Origin of the sequence: Streptomyces sp. NRRL WC-3626, from assembly GCF_000718785.1 — a bacterium.
Taxonomy (GTDB): Bacteria; Actinomycetota; Actinomycetes; order Streptomycetales; family Streptomycetaceae; genus Streptomyces; species Streptomyces edwardsiae.
Map to the genome: position 1 here is coordinate 292,171 of NZ_JOCA01000005.1, position 15,737 is coordinate 307,907.

A 15,737-nucleotide genomic window follows, 5' to 3' on the forward strand; every position below is an offset into this window, starting at 1 on the left:
GGAGAACCGCCGTGTCCCACAGCACGGTGCCTCGGACCCACACCGAGGCCGAACCGAAGGAGAACCCCCCGGCGGCGCACGGCGGCGCCACCGGGGCCACGGGGAAGAGACCCGCCGGAAAGCTCGGCCTGCGGGTGCGGTTGCGGCGCGACCGCGTACTGCTGCTGATGACCCTGCCGGCCGTCCTGCTGGTCCTGCTCTTCAACTATGTGCCGATCCTCGGCAACGTCGTCGCGTTCCAGGAGTACGACCCCTACATCAGCGACAACGGGGTCGTCTCCATCCTGCACAGCCCCTGGGTCGGCCTGGAGAACTTCCAGCGGATCTTCGAGGACAGCGCCTTCTGGAACGCGGTCCAGAACACACTGGTCCTGTTCTTCCTCCAGCTGATCCTCTATTTCCCCATCCCCATCCTGCTCGCGCTGCTCATCAACAGCGTGGTCAGGCCCCGGGTACGGGCGATCTCGCAGGCCATCCTCTACCTGCCGCACTTCTTCTCGTGGGTGCTGGTCATCGCCGTCTTCCAGCAACTGTTCGGCGGCGCCGGACTGCTCTCCCAGATCCTGCGCGACCACGGGTACGACGGGCTCAGCCTGATGACCGACCCGGAGACCTTCAAGTTCCTGATCACCGCGCAGAGCGTGTGGAAGGACGCCGGCTGGGGGATCATCGTCTTTCTCGCCGCACTCGCCTCGGTCAGCCCCGACCTGTACGAGGCCGCAGCCATGGACGGTGCCAACCGCTGGCGCCGTATGTGGCACGTCACCCTGCCCGCGCTGCGCCCGGTCATCGCCCTGCTGCTGGTACTGCGCGTCGGCGACGCCCTGACGGTCGGCTTCGAGCAGATCCTGCTGCAACGCGACGCCGTCGGACCGGGCGCCTCGGAGGTCCTCGACACCTTCGTGTGGTGGAACGGCGTACGCAACCAGGACTTCGGCTACGCGGCCGCCGCGGGACTCGTCAAGGGCGTCATCAGTCTCGGCCTGGTCCTGATAGCGAACAAGGTGGCCCATCTCATGGGCGAGCAGGGGGTGTACAAGAAGTGACCGCCGTCATCGACAAGCCCGCACGCCCACCGGGCCGCTGGGCGGCCCCGCCCCGGCCCGTGTGGGAGGAGGCACCCAGCAGGACCGGGCTCGCGGGCAAGGGGCTGGTGCTGTTCCTCGCCTGCCTCGCCATCCTGTTCCCGCTGTGGATCGTCGTCGTCACCAGCCTGTCCACCCGCAAGGCCATCGACGAGGCCGGCGGACTGGTGATGATCCCGACGGACATCACCTTCGTCGCCTACCAGGAACTGCTCAGCGGCGGCCAGGTCACCCGGGCAGCGCTCGTCAGCATCGGCGTCACCCTCGTCGGCACGCTGTTCTCGATGACGGTGTCGGTGCTGTGCGCCTACGGACTCTCCCGCAGCGGCTCGCTGGGCCACCGCTGGATCCTCATGGTGCTGCTGGCCACGATGTTCTTCAGCGCCGGCCTCATCCCCACCTACCTGCTGGTCCAGTCCCTCGGCCTGACCGACAGCTACCTCGCGCTGATCCTGCCCAGCGCGATCAGCGTCTTCAACATCCTGGTGCTGCGCGGCTTCTTCATGGGCATCTCGCAGGAACTGATCGACAGCGCACGCATCGACGGGGCGGGGGACGTCCGCATCCTGCGGCAGATCGTGCTGCCGCTGTCCCGCGCGGTCGTCGCGGTGATCACGCTGTTCTACGCGGTCGGGTACTGGAGCGCGTGGTTCAACGCGTCGCTGTATCTCAACGACCAGGACATGCTGCCGTTGCAGAACGTCATGATCCAGCTGGTGCAGAAGCAGGAGGCGCCGGTGGGGCTGGGCCAGGCGATCAAGACGGGGGAGCTGTCCGGGCTGGCCGTGCAGATGGCTGTGATGGTGATGGCGTTGCTGCCGGTGGCCGTGCTGTCGCCGTTCGTCCAGAAACACTTCAAGAAGGGGATGCTCACGGGGGCCGTCAAGGGCTGACGCCCCTGACCCCTTCGGGGGCTGCCCTGTGTGGTGGCCGCGGGGCCGTCGTGACTGGTCGCGCCCCGCGGCGGAGCCGCATGTCACACGCAGTCCCGCGCCCCTTCGGGTTTCTCCGCTCGCCCCTCGATGAGAGGTTCCCTTGCCCAGGTTGAGTGATGTCGTCCGTGGTCGCCTTCTCTATGGCGGTGACTACAACCCCGAGCAGTGGTCCGAGGAGGTGTGGGCGGAGGATGCCCGGCTGATGGTGGGGGCCGGGGTCAACTCCGTCACGCTCGGGGTGTTCTCCTGGGCGAAGCTCGAACCACGACCCGGGGAGCGGGACTTCGGGTGGCTCGACCGGGTGATGGATCTGATGCACGACCATGGCATCGGAGTCGTCCTCGCCACCCCCACCGCCTCTCCGCCGCCCTGGATGGGGCACCTGCACCCCGACACCCTGCCCCGGGACGCCGAAGGGCGGACCGAATGGTGGGGCGGGCGGCAGCACTTCTCTCACTCCAGCGCCACCTACCGCCGGTACGCCGCCGCCATCACCGAGGACCTGGCCGCCCGTTACGCCACCCACCCCGCCCTCACCCTGTGGCACGTCAACAACGAGTACTGCACCTACGACTGGGGCGACGAGGCCGCCGCCCGTTTCCGCGACTGGCTGCGCCGGCGCTACGGCGACCTCGACGCCCTCAACACCGCCTGGGGCACCGCCTTCTGGAGTCAGGGCTACGGCGACTGGGCCGAGGTGCGGCCGCCCCGGCACGCCCACTACCTGAAGAACCCCACCCAGGTACTGGACTTCAAGCGCTTCACGTCCGACATGCTTCTGGAGTGTTACACCGCCGAACGCGACATCGTCCGCCGGCACACCCCCCACCTCCCGGTCACCACCAACTTCATGCCGCTGTGGGCCGGTCAGGACGCCTGGCGCTGGGCCGAGGAGGAAGACGTCGTCTCCGTCGACCTCTACCCCGACCCCCGCGACCCGCACGGCGCGCAGGGCGGCGCCCTGGTGCAGGACATGACCCGCTCCCAGGCCCGCGGCCCGTGGATGCTCATGGAACAGGCCGCCGGACCGGTCAACTGGCGTGGCGTGAACCACCCCAAGCCGCGCGGACTCAACCGGCTGTGGTCCCTCCAGGCCGTGGCCCGGGGCGCGGACGCCGTCTGCTACTTCCAGTGGCGCCAGTCCCGGCAGGGCGCCGAGAAGTTCCACTCCGGGATGGTGAGCCACGCGGGTGCGCGGGGACGTACGTACCAGGAGGTCAGGGAACTCGGCGCGGACCTCGCCCGGATCGGCCCGCACGTCACCGGCGGCGGGATCACCGCAGAGGTCGCCGTGCTGCACGACTGGCACTCCTGGTGGGCCGGCGACCAGGAGGCCCGGCCCTCCCGCGAGGTCGACCACCCGCGGCTCCTGACCGCGTGGCACCGCGCGCTCTGGCAGGCCCACCTCACCACCGACTTCGCCCACCCCGGACACGACCTCACCGGCTACCGGCTGGTCGTCGTCCCGCAGCTCTACCTCCTCACCGACGCGGCCGTCGACAACCTCCTTGCCTACGTACGCGGCGGCGGCACCCTCGTCTGCGGCTTCCTGACCGGTGTCGCCGACCAGGACGACCGGGTGCGGCCCGGCGGCATGGACGCACGGCTGCGCGAACTGTTCGGCATCCGCACCCTGCACGAGTGGTGGCCCCTGGAACCGGGGGAGACCGCCGAGTGCGAGGGCGGACTGCGCGGCACCCTGTGGTCCGAGGAACTGGAACCCGACGGCACCGCCGACGAGACCGTCCCCTACAAGGGCGGGGAACTCGACGGCCTGCCCGCCGTGCTGCGCAAGGGCCGCGCCTGGTACGTCTCCACACTCCCCGGACCCGAGGACCTGCGCGCGCTGCTGACCCGCGTCGCCACCGGCGCCGGTGTGCGGCCGGTGCTCGACGGACTCCCCGACACGGTGGAGGCGGTCCGGCGCGGCGGCCTGCTGTTCCTGCTCAACCACAGCCGCGAGCCGGTCACCGTCGACCTCCCCGGCACCCACCACGACCTGCTCACGGAGGCGACCGTGACCGACCGCGTCACCCTCGGCCGCTACGGAGCGGCGGTGCTGAGGCCATGAGCACCGGACCCGTCCACGGAACCTGGGAGCCCCGCCCCGCCGCCCGGTGGGAGGACGCCTTCCTGAGCGGCAACGGCCGGCACGGCGTCCTCGTGTTCGGTGATCCGAACGACGACCGGACCATCGTCACCCATCACACCCTCGTCCGCCCGGGCGAGGGCGACGACGGGGGCCGGCGGCCGCCGCTGCTGGCCGATCAGCTGCCCGGCCTCCAGGACCGGCTGCTGTCCGGCGACCTCACGGCCGCCGAGGACTTCACCGACGGCCGCCCGCTCCAATGGGTACGGCCCTTCCACCCCGCCTTCCAGCTCCGTGTGCGCCGCCCGGACGGCGGCGATCCGGCCCCGGGCGGATACCGCCGTACGCTCGACTTCGCCACCGGCGTCGCGGAGGCCGCCCACGGCGGCTGGACCAGCCGGGTCTTCGTCTCCCGTGCCGACGACGTGATCGTCCAGCACCTCACCGGACCCGGCCTCACCCTCGACATCTCCCTCGACCACCGCCTCCCGAACGCCCCCACCGGGCTGAGCGTCGGCCACGGAGCCGTCCTCACCCCCGAGGGCGCCCTGCTGAGCCTGCGCGCCCGCTACCCCGGCAGCGACCTCGCCGTCACCGGCGTCACCCTGGTCGCCGTCGGCGGCGGCAGGACGGCGCTCGCCCCGCCCGGCGCGCGCATCGAGGGCGCCCGGTCCGTGCTGCTGCTCACCCGGGTGCGACGGCACACCGGGGAGGCCGACGTGGTCGCCGAGAGCCGCGCCCTGCGCGATCTGCTCGACGACACGACCGGGACCTCGTACGACGACCTCCTCGCCCGCCATACCGCCGCGCACCGCACCGCCTACGAACGCGTCACCCTCGATCTCGCCGCAGACCCGGACGAACGCGCCCTGCCCGGCTCCGAGTTGCTCACCCGGCCGCGCTCCGCCGCCCTGCTCGAGAGGCTCTTCGCCGCCGGGCGCTACCATCTGCTCTCCTCCAGCGGCCTGTTCCCGCCCCGGCTCACCGGACTGTGGACCGGCGACTGGGACACCGCCTGGTCCGGCGCCTTCACCCACGACGCCAACCTCAACCTCCAGACCGCGTCCGCCGCCGCGGCCGCCCTCCCCGAGGTCACCGAGGCGCTGGCCGCCCTGGTCCGAAGCCAGCTGCCGGACTGGCGGGACAACGCCCACGCCGTCTTCGGCACCCGGGGCGCCGTCGCACCCGCCCACAGCGACGGCGAGTCGGGGCACTCGTACCACTTCAGCCGCGAGTACCCGCTGCACCTGTGGACGGCCGGCGCCGACTGGCTGCTCAAACCCCTCGTCGACCACGACGAGACCCGTGGTGGGCGCGACCCGGACACCGCCGCCGCGCTCGCCGAAGTCGCCCTGTTCTACGAGGACTTCCTCACCCGCACCGACGACGGGGGACAACTGGCCGTCGTCCCCTCGTACTCGCCCGAGAACCGTCCCGCCAACGCGAGTTGGGGCACGGTGAACGCGGCCATGGACTTGTCCGCCGCCCGGCACGCCCTGCGCACCGCCGCCGCGTACCACCCCGAGCACGCCGAGCGCCGGCGGGCGCTCGCCGACCGGCTGCCCCCGCACCGGATCAACGCCGACGGAGCGCTCGCCGAGTGGGCGTGGCCCGGCCTGGACGACTCCTACGACCACCGCCACCTCAGCCACCTCTACGGCGTCTGGCCCCTGGACGAGATCACCCCCTACGACACTCCTGAACTGGCCGCCGCCGCCCACCGCGCCCTCGAACTGCGCGGCGCCGAGAACGACTCCGCCCACGGCCATCTGCACCACGCGCTGATCGCGGCCCGGCTCCGGGACGGCGAGCGGGTCGCCCACGCCCTCGGCCAGGTCCTCGACGGCGACTTCTTCCACGCCTCCCTGATGAGCGCGCACTACCCCCACCGGCATGTCTACAACGCCGACGCCGCCCACACGCTCCCGGCCGTGCTGATCGAGGCGCTCGTCCAGTCCACCCCCGGCCGGCTGGTGCTGCTGCCGGCGCCCCTCCCGGAGTACCCGAGCGGTGAACTGAACGGAATCCGCACCCGGTTCGGCGCCTCGCTCGACCTCACCTGGGCCCCGGACGGCGCCACCGCCGTCCTGCGGCCCACCCGCACCCACCGGATCGACCTGTGGACTTCCGCCGGCGCCGAACCGCTCGACCTCGTCGCCGGCGAAGACCGCGTCCTCACGGTGAAGACGCGGTGACCCCCGCGATTCCCCCCACCCATGGAAGGAACACCATGGCAAGAAGCACCCTGAGCAGGACCGCCAAGGCCCTGCTGGCGCCCGCCCTCGCGCTCGGCGCGACGGTCGGACTCGCCTCCGCCCCCGCGCACGCCGCCATCTGGAGCACCTGCGACCAGTGGGGCAACACGAACCTGAACGGCTACACCCTCTACAACAACATCTGGGGCTCCGGCGCCGGCGCCCAGTGCGTCTGGGCCAACTCCGGTACCAACTGGGGCGCGTGGGCCGACCACCCGGGCACCGGCGGCATCAAGTCCTACCCGAACGCCAAGAAGGTGATCAACAAGTCGATCACCTCCCTCGGTTCGCTCACCAGCAGCTACAACGTCACCGTCCCGTCCTCCGGCGCGTACAACACCTCGTACGACATCTGGGACACGGACTACGACTACGAGATTATGCTCTGGGTGAACTACAACGGAGCCGTGGGCCCGCTCGGCTCCTCGCAGGGCACCGTGAGCCTCGGCGGCCACACCTGGAACGTGTACAAGGGCAACAACGGGGCCAACGAGGTCTTCTCGTTCCTGCGCACCTCGGACTCGAACTCCGGCACCGTCAACATCCTCCCGATCCTCAAGTGGATCAAGGACACCAAGGGCTGGATGGGCAACGAGACCATCGGTGACGTGCAGTTCGGCTACGAGATCACCTCGTCGCCGGGCGGGCTGGACTTCCGTACCAACAACCTGACGGTCAGCGGCGGCTGACCTGAGCACGTACGGGAAGGGGCCGGTCCCGCACCGGCCCCTTCACGGGTGGCTACCGGGCGGGCGCCGGGCCCGAACTGGCCCGGAGCGTCAGCTCGGGCGCGATCAGCACGACCTCGTCGCCGCCCCGGCCGTCGAGCTTGGCGACCAGCTGCTCCACGGCGAGCCGGCCCATCTCCTGCGCCGGGATGGCGACCGACGTCAGCCGCACCGACGCCTGCACGGCGACCTGCTCCGGACAGATCGCGACCACCGACACGTCCTCCGGGACGGCCCGCCCCTGCTGGCGCAGCAGGGCGAGCAGCGGTTCCACCGCCGACTCGTTCTGCACCACGAAGCCCGTGGTGCCGGGGCGCTCGTCGAGGATGCGGGCCAGGGTCACGGCCATCGCGTCATAGCCGCCCTCGCACGGCCGGTGCAGCAGGCCGAGACCCAGCTCCCGGGCACGGCCGCGCAGTCCGTCGAGCGTGCGCTCGGCGAATCCGGTGTGCCGTTCGTAGACCGCGGGAGCCTCGCCGATGACGGCGATGTCCCGGTGCCCCCGCTGTGCCAGGTGTTCCACGCACAAGGCGCCGGTGGCCTTGAAGTCGAGGTCCACGCAGGTCAGCCCGGCGGTGTCGGCGGGCAGTCCGATCAGCACGGCGGGCCGGTCGGTCTCCCGCAGCAGCGGCAGCCGCTCGTCGTCGAGTTCGACGTCCATGAGGATCATGCCGTCGGCGAGTCCGCTCCCCGCGACCCGGCGCACCGCGTCCGGGCCCTCCTCACCGGTGAGCAGCAGGACGTCGTACCCGTGGGCGCGGGCCGTCGTGGCGACCGCGATGGCGATCTCCATCATCACCGGCACATACATGTCCGTACGCAGCGGGACCATCAGCGCGATGATGTTCGACCTGCTGCTGGCCAGGGCGCGCGCCCCGGCGTTCGGGTGGTACCCGAGCTCGCGGATGCTGCGCTCCACCCGCTGCCGGGTGTTCACGGAGATGGAGCGCTTGCCGCTGAGGACATAGCTCACCGTGCTCGCGGAGACTCCGGCGTGCTGGGCGACCTCGGCGAGGGTGACCATCCAGTCTCCATGGCTTGTGAAGCGCTTCGACAGCGCGTGCGATGTACAAGGGTGGGTGAGGGTGGTCCGACAGTAGTCCCCCAGGATGACAGGTGTCCAGAGGGCTGTCGAAGCGCTTCGACAATCTCTTTCAGGGCCTGGATCCGGTTCGGGAAAGGCCGGGTGGACACCGGAGGAATTGTCCCTCACCGCCGGGTGCCCGCCGCGGGCGGGAGTCTCGGCCGAACGGCCGCACGAAGGGTGGCGGGGCGGCTACGGATCGGGTACATACGAACGGGTAGAACCAGTCGGTAATGCCATGACACCGTCCTCTTCGCGGCGAGGTGAGCCTCATGTCCGCAGCACCCGAGACATCCCGGTCTCCGTCCCGACCCACCGTCACCGAACGTGAGGCCCGCCAAGTGGCGGAAGCCGCCCGGGAGCAGGGCTGGCGCAAGCCCAGCTTCGCCAAGGAACTGTTCCTCGGCCGCTTCCGGCTCGACCTGATCCACCCCCACCCCCTGCCCGCCGACGAGCACGTCCAGCGCGGCGAGGAGTTCCTCGCCAAGCTGCGCGACTTCTGCGAGACGAAGATCGACGCCGCCCGGATCGAGCGCGACGCGCTCATCCCCGACGAGGTGATCACCGGGCTCAAGGAGCTCGGCGCCCTCGGAATGAAGATCGACACCAAGTACGGCGGCCTCGGCCTCACCCAGGTCTACTACAACAAGGCCCTCGCCCTGGTCGGCTCCGCCAGCCCCGCGATCGGCGCGCTGCTCTCCGCGCACCAGTCGATCGGCGTACCGCAGCCGCTGAAGATCTTCGGCACGCGCGAGCAGAAGGAGACGTTCCTGCCGCGCTGCGCCCGTACCGACATCTCGGCGTTCCTGCTCACCGAACCGGACGTGGGCTCGGACCCGGCACGGCTGGCCACCACCGCCGTACCGGAGGGCGACGCGTACATCCTCGACGGGGTGAAGCTGTGGACCACCAACGGGGTGGTCGCCGACCTCCTCGTGGTCATGGCGCGCGTACCGAAGTCCGAGGGACACCGGGGCGGCATCACCGCGTTCGTGGTCGAGGCGGCCTCCGAGGGCGTCACCGTGGAGAACCGCAACGCCTTCATGGGCCTGCGCGGACTGGAGAACGGCGTCACCCGCTTCCACCGCGTCCGGGTCCCCGCCGCGCACCGCATCGGTGAGGAGGGCCAGGGCCTGAAGATCGCCCTGACCACGCTCAACACCGGCCGGCTGTCCCTGCCCGCGATGTGCGTCGGCTCCGGCAAGTGGTGTCTGAAGATCGCCCGCGAGTGGTCGGCGGCCCGCGAGCAGTGGGGCAGGCCGGTGGCGCTGCACGAGGCCGTCGGCTCGAAGATCGCGTTCATCGCGGCCACCACCTTCGCCCTGGAGGCCGTGGTCGACCTCTCCTCGCAGATGGCCGACGAGGACCGCAACGACATCCGCATCGAGGCCGCCCTCGCCAAGCTCTACGGCTCCGAGATGGCCTGGCTGATGGCCGACGAACTGGTCCAGATCCGCGGCGGACGCGGCTTCGAGACCGCCGACTCCCTGCGGGCACGCGGCGAACGGGCCGTACCGGCCGAACAGATGCTGCGCGACCTGCGCATCAACCGCATCTTCGAGGGCTCCACGGAGATCATGCACCTGCTGATCGCCCGCGAGGCCGTCGACGCCCACCTCTCGGTCGCCGGCGACCTCATCGACCCCGAGAAGTCCCTCGGCGACAAGGCGAAGGCGGGCGCCGGCGCCGGTGTCTTCTACGCCAAGTGGCTGCCGAGACTCGTCGCCGGACCAGGTCAGCTCCCCGGCACCTACCGCGAGTTCAGGCACGGCATCGACCTCTCCCCGCACCTGCGCTACGTCGAACGCACCTCACGCAAGCTCGCCCGCTCCACCTTCTACGCCATGTCCCGCTGGCAGGGGAGGATGGAGACCAAGCAGGGCTTCCTGGGCCGGATCGTCGACATCGGCGCCGAGCTGTTCGCGATGAGCGCCGCGTGCGTCCGCGCGGAACTCCTGCGCGGCCGGGGCGAGAACGGCCGCGAGGCCTACCAGCTCGCCGACGCCTTCTGCCGCCAGGCCCGCATCCGCGTCGAAGAACTCTTCACCCGCCTGTGGAGCAACACGGACGACCTGGACCGCAAGGTCGTCAAGAACGTGCTCGCCGGCACCTACACATGGCTGGAACAGGGCATCATCGACCCCTCGGACGACGGCCCCTGGATCGCCGACGCCACCCCGGGCCCCTCCGAACACCAGAACGCCCATCGCCCGATCCGCTGAACCGGGAGCGCCCCACGGTCCGCACACCACCCCGGAGGTGCCCACCGGGCAGGAGGGCAGTCGCACGATCCGCTCCCCTGCCCGGCCGGCCCGCCGGGGCGGGGCCCCGGCCGTGCGCGCGAGGCGACACAATGGGGTCCATGACCGACGCTCCAGCCCCCCTCGCCGACCCCCACCTCGTCTACGACCCCGTGGTGGGAGACGGGCCGAAGGACGTGGTGATTCTCGGGTCCACCGGGTCGATCGGCACCCAGGCCATCGATCTCGTACTGCGCCACCCCGGCCGCTTCCGGGTCACCGCCCTGTCCGCCAACGGCGGCCGGGTCGCGCTCCTCGCCGAGCAGGCCCGCCGGCTGCGGGTGCGTACCGTGGCCGTCGCGCGCGAGGACGTCGTACCGGCGCTGCGCGAGGCGCTCGCCGCACAGTACGGGACGGGGGAGCCGCGGCCCGAGATCCTCGCCGGACCGGACGCGGCCGCACAGCTCGCCGCCGCCGACTGCCACACCGTCCTCAACGGCATCACCGGCTCCATCGGACTCGCCCCCACCCTCGCCGCCCTGGAGGCGGGCCGTACCCTCGCGCTCGCCAACAAGGAGTCGCTCATCGTCGGCGGCCCGCTGGTCAAGGCGCTCGCCGAGCCCGGTCAGATCATCCCGGTCGACTCCGAGCACGCCGCCCTCTTCCAGGCGCTCGCCGCCGGCACCCGCGCCGATGTGCGCAAGCTGGTCGTCACCGCCTCCGGCGGCCCCTTCCGCGGCCGCACCAGGGAGCAGCTGGCGGACGTCACCGTCGAGGACGCCCTCGCCCACCCCACCTGGGCCATGGGCCCGGTCATCACGATCAACTCCGCGACCCTCGTCAACAAGGGTCTGGAGGTCATCGAGGCACACCTGCTGTACGACATTCCCTTCGATCGCATTGAGGTCGTCGTGCACCCGCAGTCGTATGTCCACTCGATGGTTGAGTTCACGGACGGATCGACACTGGCCCAGGCGACGCCCCCCGACATGCGGGGGCCCATCGCCATCGGTCTCGGCTGGCCCGAACGGGTGCCGGACGCCGCCCCGGTCTTCGACTGGAGCAAGGCGTCCACCTGGGAGTTCTTCCCCCTCGACAACGAGGCCTTCCCCTCGGTGAACCTCGCCCGGCACGTCGGCGAGCTCGCGGGAACCGCCCCGGCGGTGTTCAATGCCGCGAACGAGGAGTGCGTGGAGGCGTTCCGCGCCGGCACGCTGCCCTTCAACGGGATCATGGAGACCGTCACCCGGGTGGTCGAGGAACACGGCACCCCGGCGACGGGAACCCCACTGACCGTGTCGGACGTCCTCGAAGCGGAGACCTGGGCCCGGACGAGGGCCCGGGAACTGACCCACCGGACGGCTAGCGCGGAGGCGCGTGCATGACGACCCTGATGTTCATCCTCGGCATAGTCGTCTTCGCGGCCGGCCTGCTGTTCTCGATCGCCTGGCACGAACTGGGCCACCTCTCCACGGCCAAGATGTTCGGCATCCGCGTGCCCCAGTACATGGTCGGCTTCGGCCCCACGATCTGGTCGCGGAACAAGGGCGAGACCGAGTACGGCGTCAAGGCGATCCCGTTCGGCGGCTACATCCGCATGATCGGCATGTTCCCGCCCGGCCCCGACGGCCGCCTCGAGGCCCGCTCCACCTCACCGTGGCGCGGCATGATCGAGGACGCCCGCTCCGCCGCCTTCGAGGAACTGAAGCCCGGCGACGAGAAACGCCTGTTCTACACGCGCAAGCCGTGGAAACGGGTCGTCGTGATGTTCGCCGGCCCGTTCATGAACCTGATCCTCGCGGCCGTCCTGTTCCTGACCGTGCTGATGGGCTTCGGCATCCAGCAGCAGACCACCACCGTCAGCTCCGTCTCGCAGTGCGTCATCTCGCAGACCGAGACCCGCGACGACTGCAAGAAGTCGGACCCCCAGTCCCCGGCCGCCGCCGCCGGGATGAAGGCCGACGACCGGATCGTCGCCTTCGCCGGCGTCCGCACCGACGACTGGGCCACCCTCTCCGACCTCATCCGCGACAGCGCCGGCAAGTCCGTGCCCATCGTCGTCGAACGCGACGGGCAGGAGCTGACCCTCCAGGCGAAGATCGCCACCAACATGGTCGCCAAGAAGGACGGCAACGGCACCTATGTCGAGGGCGAGTACGTCAAGGCCGGTTTCCTCGGCTTCAGCGCGGCCACCGGAGTCGTACGGCAGGACTTCGGCGACTCGGTGACCTGGATGACCGACCGGGTCGGCGACGCCGTCGACTCCCTCGCCGCCCTGCCGTCGAAGATCCCCGCCCTGTGGGACGCGGCCTTCGGCGACGGTCCCCGCGAACCCGACTCCCCGATGGGCGTCGTCGGCGCGGCCCGGGTCGGCGGCGAGATCGCCACCCTGGACATCCCCGCTACGCAGCAGCTCGCCATGTTCGTGATGCTGCTCGCCGGCTTCAACCTCTCCCTGTTCCTGTTCAACATGCTCCCGCTGCTGCCGCTCGACGGCGGACACATCGCGGGCGCGCTCTGGGAGTCGCTGCGCCGCAACCTCGCCAGGGTGCTGCGCCGCCCCGACCCCGGCCCCTTCGACGTGGCGAAGCTGATGCCGGTGGCCTACGTGGTGGCCGGGATCTTCGTCTGCTTCACGATCCTCGTCCTGATCGCGGACGTGGTGAACCCGGTGCGGATCTCCTAGACGCCCGCGCGGCGACACCCGCCGTTCACGACGGCCCACAACCCTTGGGGTTGCGGGCCGTCGCCCTTTGGGTGGGTTTACGGGCGCGATGTGCTGGAGCGTTGGCCAGTGCCGTAATCTCGGAGCCCGGAGCCCGCTGCTCACGGGGAGCCGGACCTTGATCCACGACTTGGGGTTGCACAGCAGATGACTGCGATTTCTCTCGGCATGCCGTCCGTTCCGACCAAGCTCGCCGAGCGCCGGAAGAGCCGGCAGATCCAGGTCGGCTCCGTGGCGGTGGGCGGGGACGCCCCGGTGTCCGTGCAGTCGATGACGACGACGCGTACGTCCGACATCGGCGCCACCCTCCAGCAGATCGCCGAGCTCACCGCCTCCGGCTGCCAGATCGTGCGGGTCGCCTGTCCGACCCAGGACGACGCGGACGCGCTGGCGGTCATCGCCCGCAAGTCGCAGATCCCGGTGATCGCCGACATCCACTTCCAGCCCAAGTACGTCTTCGCCGCGATCGTGCGACTACCCCCTCCACCTCGGCGTCACCGAGGCCGGCCCCGCCTTCCAGGGCACCATCAAGTCGGCCGTCGCCTTCGGCGCGCTGCTCTCCCAGGGCATCGGCGACACGATCCGGGTGTCGCTGAGCGCTCCGCCGGTCGAGGAGATCAAGGTCGGCAACCAGATCCTCGAGTCGCTCAACCTGCGCCAGCGCGGCCTCGAGATCGTCTCCTGCCCGTCCTGCGGCCGCGCCCAGGTCGACGTGTACAAGCTCGCCGAAGAGGTCACCGCCGGCCTCACCGGCATGGAGGTCCCGCTGCGCGTCGCCGTCATGGGCTGCGTCGTCAACGGCCCGGGCGAGGCCCGCGAGGCCGACCTCGGCGTCGCCTCCGGCAACGGCAAGGGCCAGATCTTCGTCAAGGGCGAGGTCATCAAGACCGTCCCCGAGTCGAAGATCGTCGAGACGCTGATCGAAGAGGCGATGAAGATCGCCGAGCAGATGGAGAAGGACGGCGTGATGTCCGGCGAGCCCCAGATCTCGGTGGCCGGCTGACCCCGTACGCCGGAATCGGCCGGTCGTCCGGGGGCGGCGGCCCCCGGACTCCACGGGTACAGTGCGGAGAAATCAGCAGACACTCCCGTGTATGAGGCCCCGCACTTGTTGACGCAGACCACATCCCGGGTCCTCGAACCGAGCGACCTGGACGCCGCCCTCGCCGTCCTCGACCGTGAGCCGGTCGTGAACGCCTTCGTCACGGCCCGCGTCCGGATCGCGGGCCTCGACCCCTGGCGGCTCGGTGGCGAGATGTGGGGCTGGTACGAAGGCGGCGTACTGACGTCACTGTGCTACGCGGGCGCCAACCTGGTACCCATCTGCGCCACCCCCCGGGCCGTCCGCGCCTTCGCCGACCGCGCCCGCCGGGCCGGCCGCCGCTGCTCCTCCATCGTCGGCCCCGCCGAGGCCACCGCCGCCCTCTGGCGGCTGCTCGAACCCCAGTGGGGCCCGGCCCGTGAGGTCCGCACCCACCAGCCCCTCATGGTCACCGACCGCCTGTCCGAGCACATAGCCCCGGACCCGTACGTCCGCCGCGTCCGCAAGGACGAGCTGGAGGCGATCATGCCGGCGTGCGTGGCCATGTTCACCGAGGAGGTCGGCATCTCCCCACTGGCCGGCGACGGCGGCCTCCTCTACCAGGCCCGGGTCGCCGAACTCGTCGGCGCCGGCCGCTCCTTCGCCCGCTTCGACGCCGACGGCCGGGTCGTCTTCAAGGCCGAGATCGGTGCCGCCACCGACCGCGCCTGCCAGATCCAGGGCGTCTGGGTCGCCCCCGAACACCGCGGCAGGGGCGTCGCCGCCCCCGGCATGGCCGCCGTCCTGCGCTACGCCCTCACCGACGTCGCCCCCGTGGCGAGCCTCTACGTCAACGACTTCAACACCCCCGCCCGCCGGACCTACCGCAGGGTGGGCTTCCAGGAGTCGGGCGCCTTCATGAGCGTGCTGTTCTGAGCGGGCCCGGCCTGTAGTCTCCCCGGCATGCTGCGCTTTCCCGGTCACGGACGCCCAGGGCCCGACGACATCGTGATCGGCCCCCTCGACCTCCCCGGCCATGTCGACGAGGCGCTGGCGGTGCAGGCGCTGGCGTTCGGACTCGGCCCCGACGAGGTCGCCGTACGCCGCCAGATCGTGCTGCGCCACATGACCCTCCCGGGCGCCCGCGCCTACGGCGCCACCGTCCGGGGCCGGCTGGCCGGCTTCGTCTACGGCATGCCCAACGACCGCGCCCACTGGTGGTCCACCGTCGTCGAGCCGTATCTGCGGGCCCAGGGCCAGGGCGACTGGCTCGACGACTCCTTCGTCATCACCGAGCTGCACGTCCACCCCCGTCACCAGAAGCACGGCATCGGCCGCGCCCTGATCACCACCATCACCGACGGCGCCGCCGAGCCCCGCTCGATCCTCTCCGCCATCGACATCGAAAGCCCCGCCCGGCACCTGTACCGCTCGCTCGGCTACCGGGACCTCGCCCGCCAGGTGCACTTCCCCAGCGCCCCCCGGCCCTACGCCGTCATGGGCGCCCCGCTGCCCCTGCTGCGCGGCCGGCCGGCGGCGGACAGCCGCTAACCGATTTCCGCCGTCCCGTCCCGC

General features: G+C 70.9%; 11 protein-coding genes and 1 pseudogene. 11 read left to right on the plus strand and 1 reads right to left on the minus strand.

The features are described from left to right. Nucleotides 1-11 precede the first annotated feature (11 nt). The 5 genes from IF28_RS0110365 (at nt 12) to IF28_RS0110385 (ending at nt 7,053) form a co-directional block, all read left to right on the plus strand. Nucleotides 12-1,046, plus strand: a complete 1,035-nt coding sequence (locus IF28_RS0110365; RefSeq protein WP_030216751.1) for an ABC transporter permease — start codon at nt 12-14, stop codon at nt 1,044-1,046. After that, nucleotides 1,043-1,978 carry a carbohydrate ABC transporter permease gene (locus IF28_RS0110370; RefSeq protein ID WP_030216756.1) on the plus strand — a complete coding sequence of 312 codons (936 nt, stop codon included), beginning with the start codon at nt 1,043-1,045 and terminating at the stop codon, nt 1,976-1,978. Before IF28_RS0110365 ends, IF28_RS0110370 begins: the two co-directional genes overlap by 4 nt. Before the next feature lie 142 nt (nt 1,979-2,120). Continuing rightward, nucleotides 2,121-4,091, plus strand: a complete 1,971-nt coding sequence (locus IF28_RS0110375) for a beta-galactosidase (RefSeq protein WP_030216763.1) — start codon at nt 2,121-2,123, stop codon at nt 4,089-4,091. Then, nucleotides 4,088-6,304, plus strand: a complete 2,217-nt coding sequence (locus tag IF28_RS0110380; RefSeq protein ID WP_030216766.1) for a glycosyl hydrolase family 95 catalytic domain-containing protein — start codon at nt 4,088-4,090, stop codon at nt 6,302-6,304. The genes IF28_RS0110375 and IF28_RS0110380 overlap by 4 nt, the downstream gene beginning before the upstream one ends. A 35-nt stretch (nt 6,305-6,339) precedes the next feature. Further along, nucleotides 6,340-7,053 (plus strand): glycoside hydrolase family 12 protein, encoded by a 714-nt coding sequence (locus IF28_RS0110385; RefSeq protein ID WP_030216769.1) that lies wholly within the window; start codon nt 6,340-6,342, stop codon nt 7,051-7,053. A gap of 52 nt (nt 7,054-7,105) precedes the next feature. Here IF28_RS0110385 and IF28_RS0110390 read toward each other — a convergent pair whose 3' ends face one another. Next, nucleotides 7,106-8,116: a LacI family DNA-binding transcriptional regulator gene (locus tag IF28_RS0110390; RefSeq protein ID WP_030216771.1), complete on the minus strand. Its 1,011-nt coding sequence runs from the start codon at nt 8,114-8,116 to the stop codon at nt 7,106-7,108. Nucleotides 8,117-8,448: 332 nt separating this feature from the next. On the opposite strand from IF28_RS0110390, the gene IF28_RS0110395 reads away from it, so the two are divergent. The 6 genes and pseudogenes from IF28_RS0110395 to IF28_RS0110420 all read left to right on the plus strand — a co-directional run bounded on the left by IF28_RS0110395 (nt 8,449) and on the right by IF28_RS0110420 (nt 15,713). Further along, a complete protein-coding gene (locus IF28_RS0110395; RefSeq protein WP_030216773.1) occupies nt 8,449-10,398 on the plus strand; it encodes an acyl-CoA dehydrogenase family protein in 1,950 nt (649 codons plus the stop codon). A 140-nt stretch (nt 10,399-10,538) separates the two neighbouring features. Beyond that, entirely contained in the window at nt 10,539-11,801 is a 1,263-nt protein-coding gene (gene dxr / locus IF28_RS0110400) for a 1-deoxy-D-xylulose-5-phosphate reductoisomerase (RefSeq protein WP_030216775.1), read from the plus strand. Between the two features lie 8 nt (nt 11,802-11,809). Continuing rightward, nucleotides 11,810-13,102, plus strand: a complete 1,293-nt coding sequence (locus IF28_RS0110405) for a M50 family metallopeptidase (protein WP_199808978.1) — start codon at nt 11,810-11,812, stop codon at nt 13,100-13,102. 186 nt (nt 13,103-13,288) lie between these two features. Next, a pseudogene (locus IF28_RS36275) lies at nt 13,289-14,144 on the plus strand (flavodoxin-dependent (E)-4-hydroxy-3-methylbut-2-enyl-diphosphate synthase). Nucleotides 14,145-14,249: 105 nt separating this feature from the next. Next, a complete protein-coding gene (locus IF28_RS0110415) occupies nt 14,250-15,098 on the plus strand; it encodes a GNAT family N-acetyltransferase (protein ID WP_030216777.1) in 849 nt (282 codons plus the stop codon). 27 nt (nt 15,099-15,125) lie between these two features. Continuing rightward, the gene (locus IF28_RS0110420; protein WP_030216779.1) at nt 15,126-15,713 is read left to right on the plus strand and encodes a GNAT family N-acetyltransferase; all 588 of its coding nucleotides are present in this window, start codon (nt 15,126-15,128) and stop codon (nt 15,711-15,713) included. Nucleotides 15,714-15,737 lie beyond the last annotated feature (24 nt).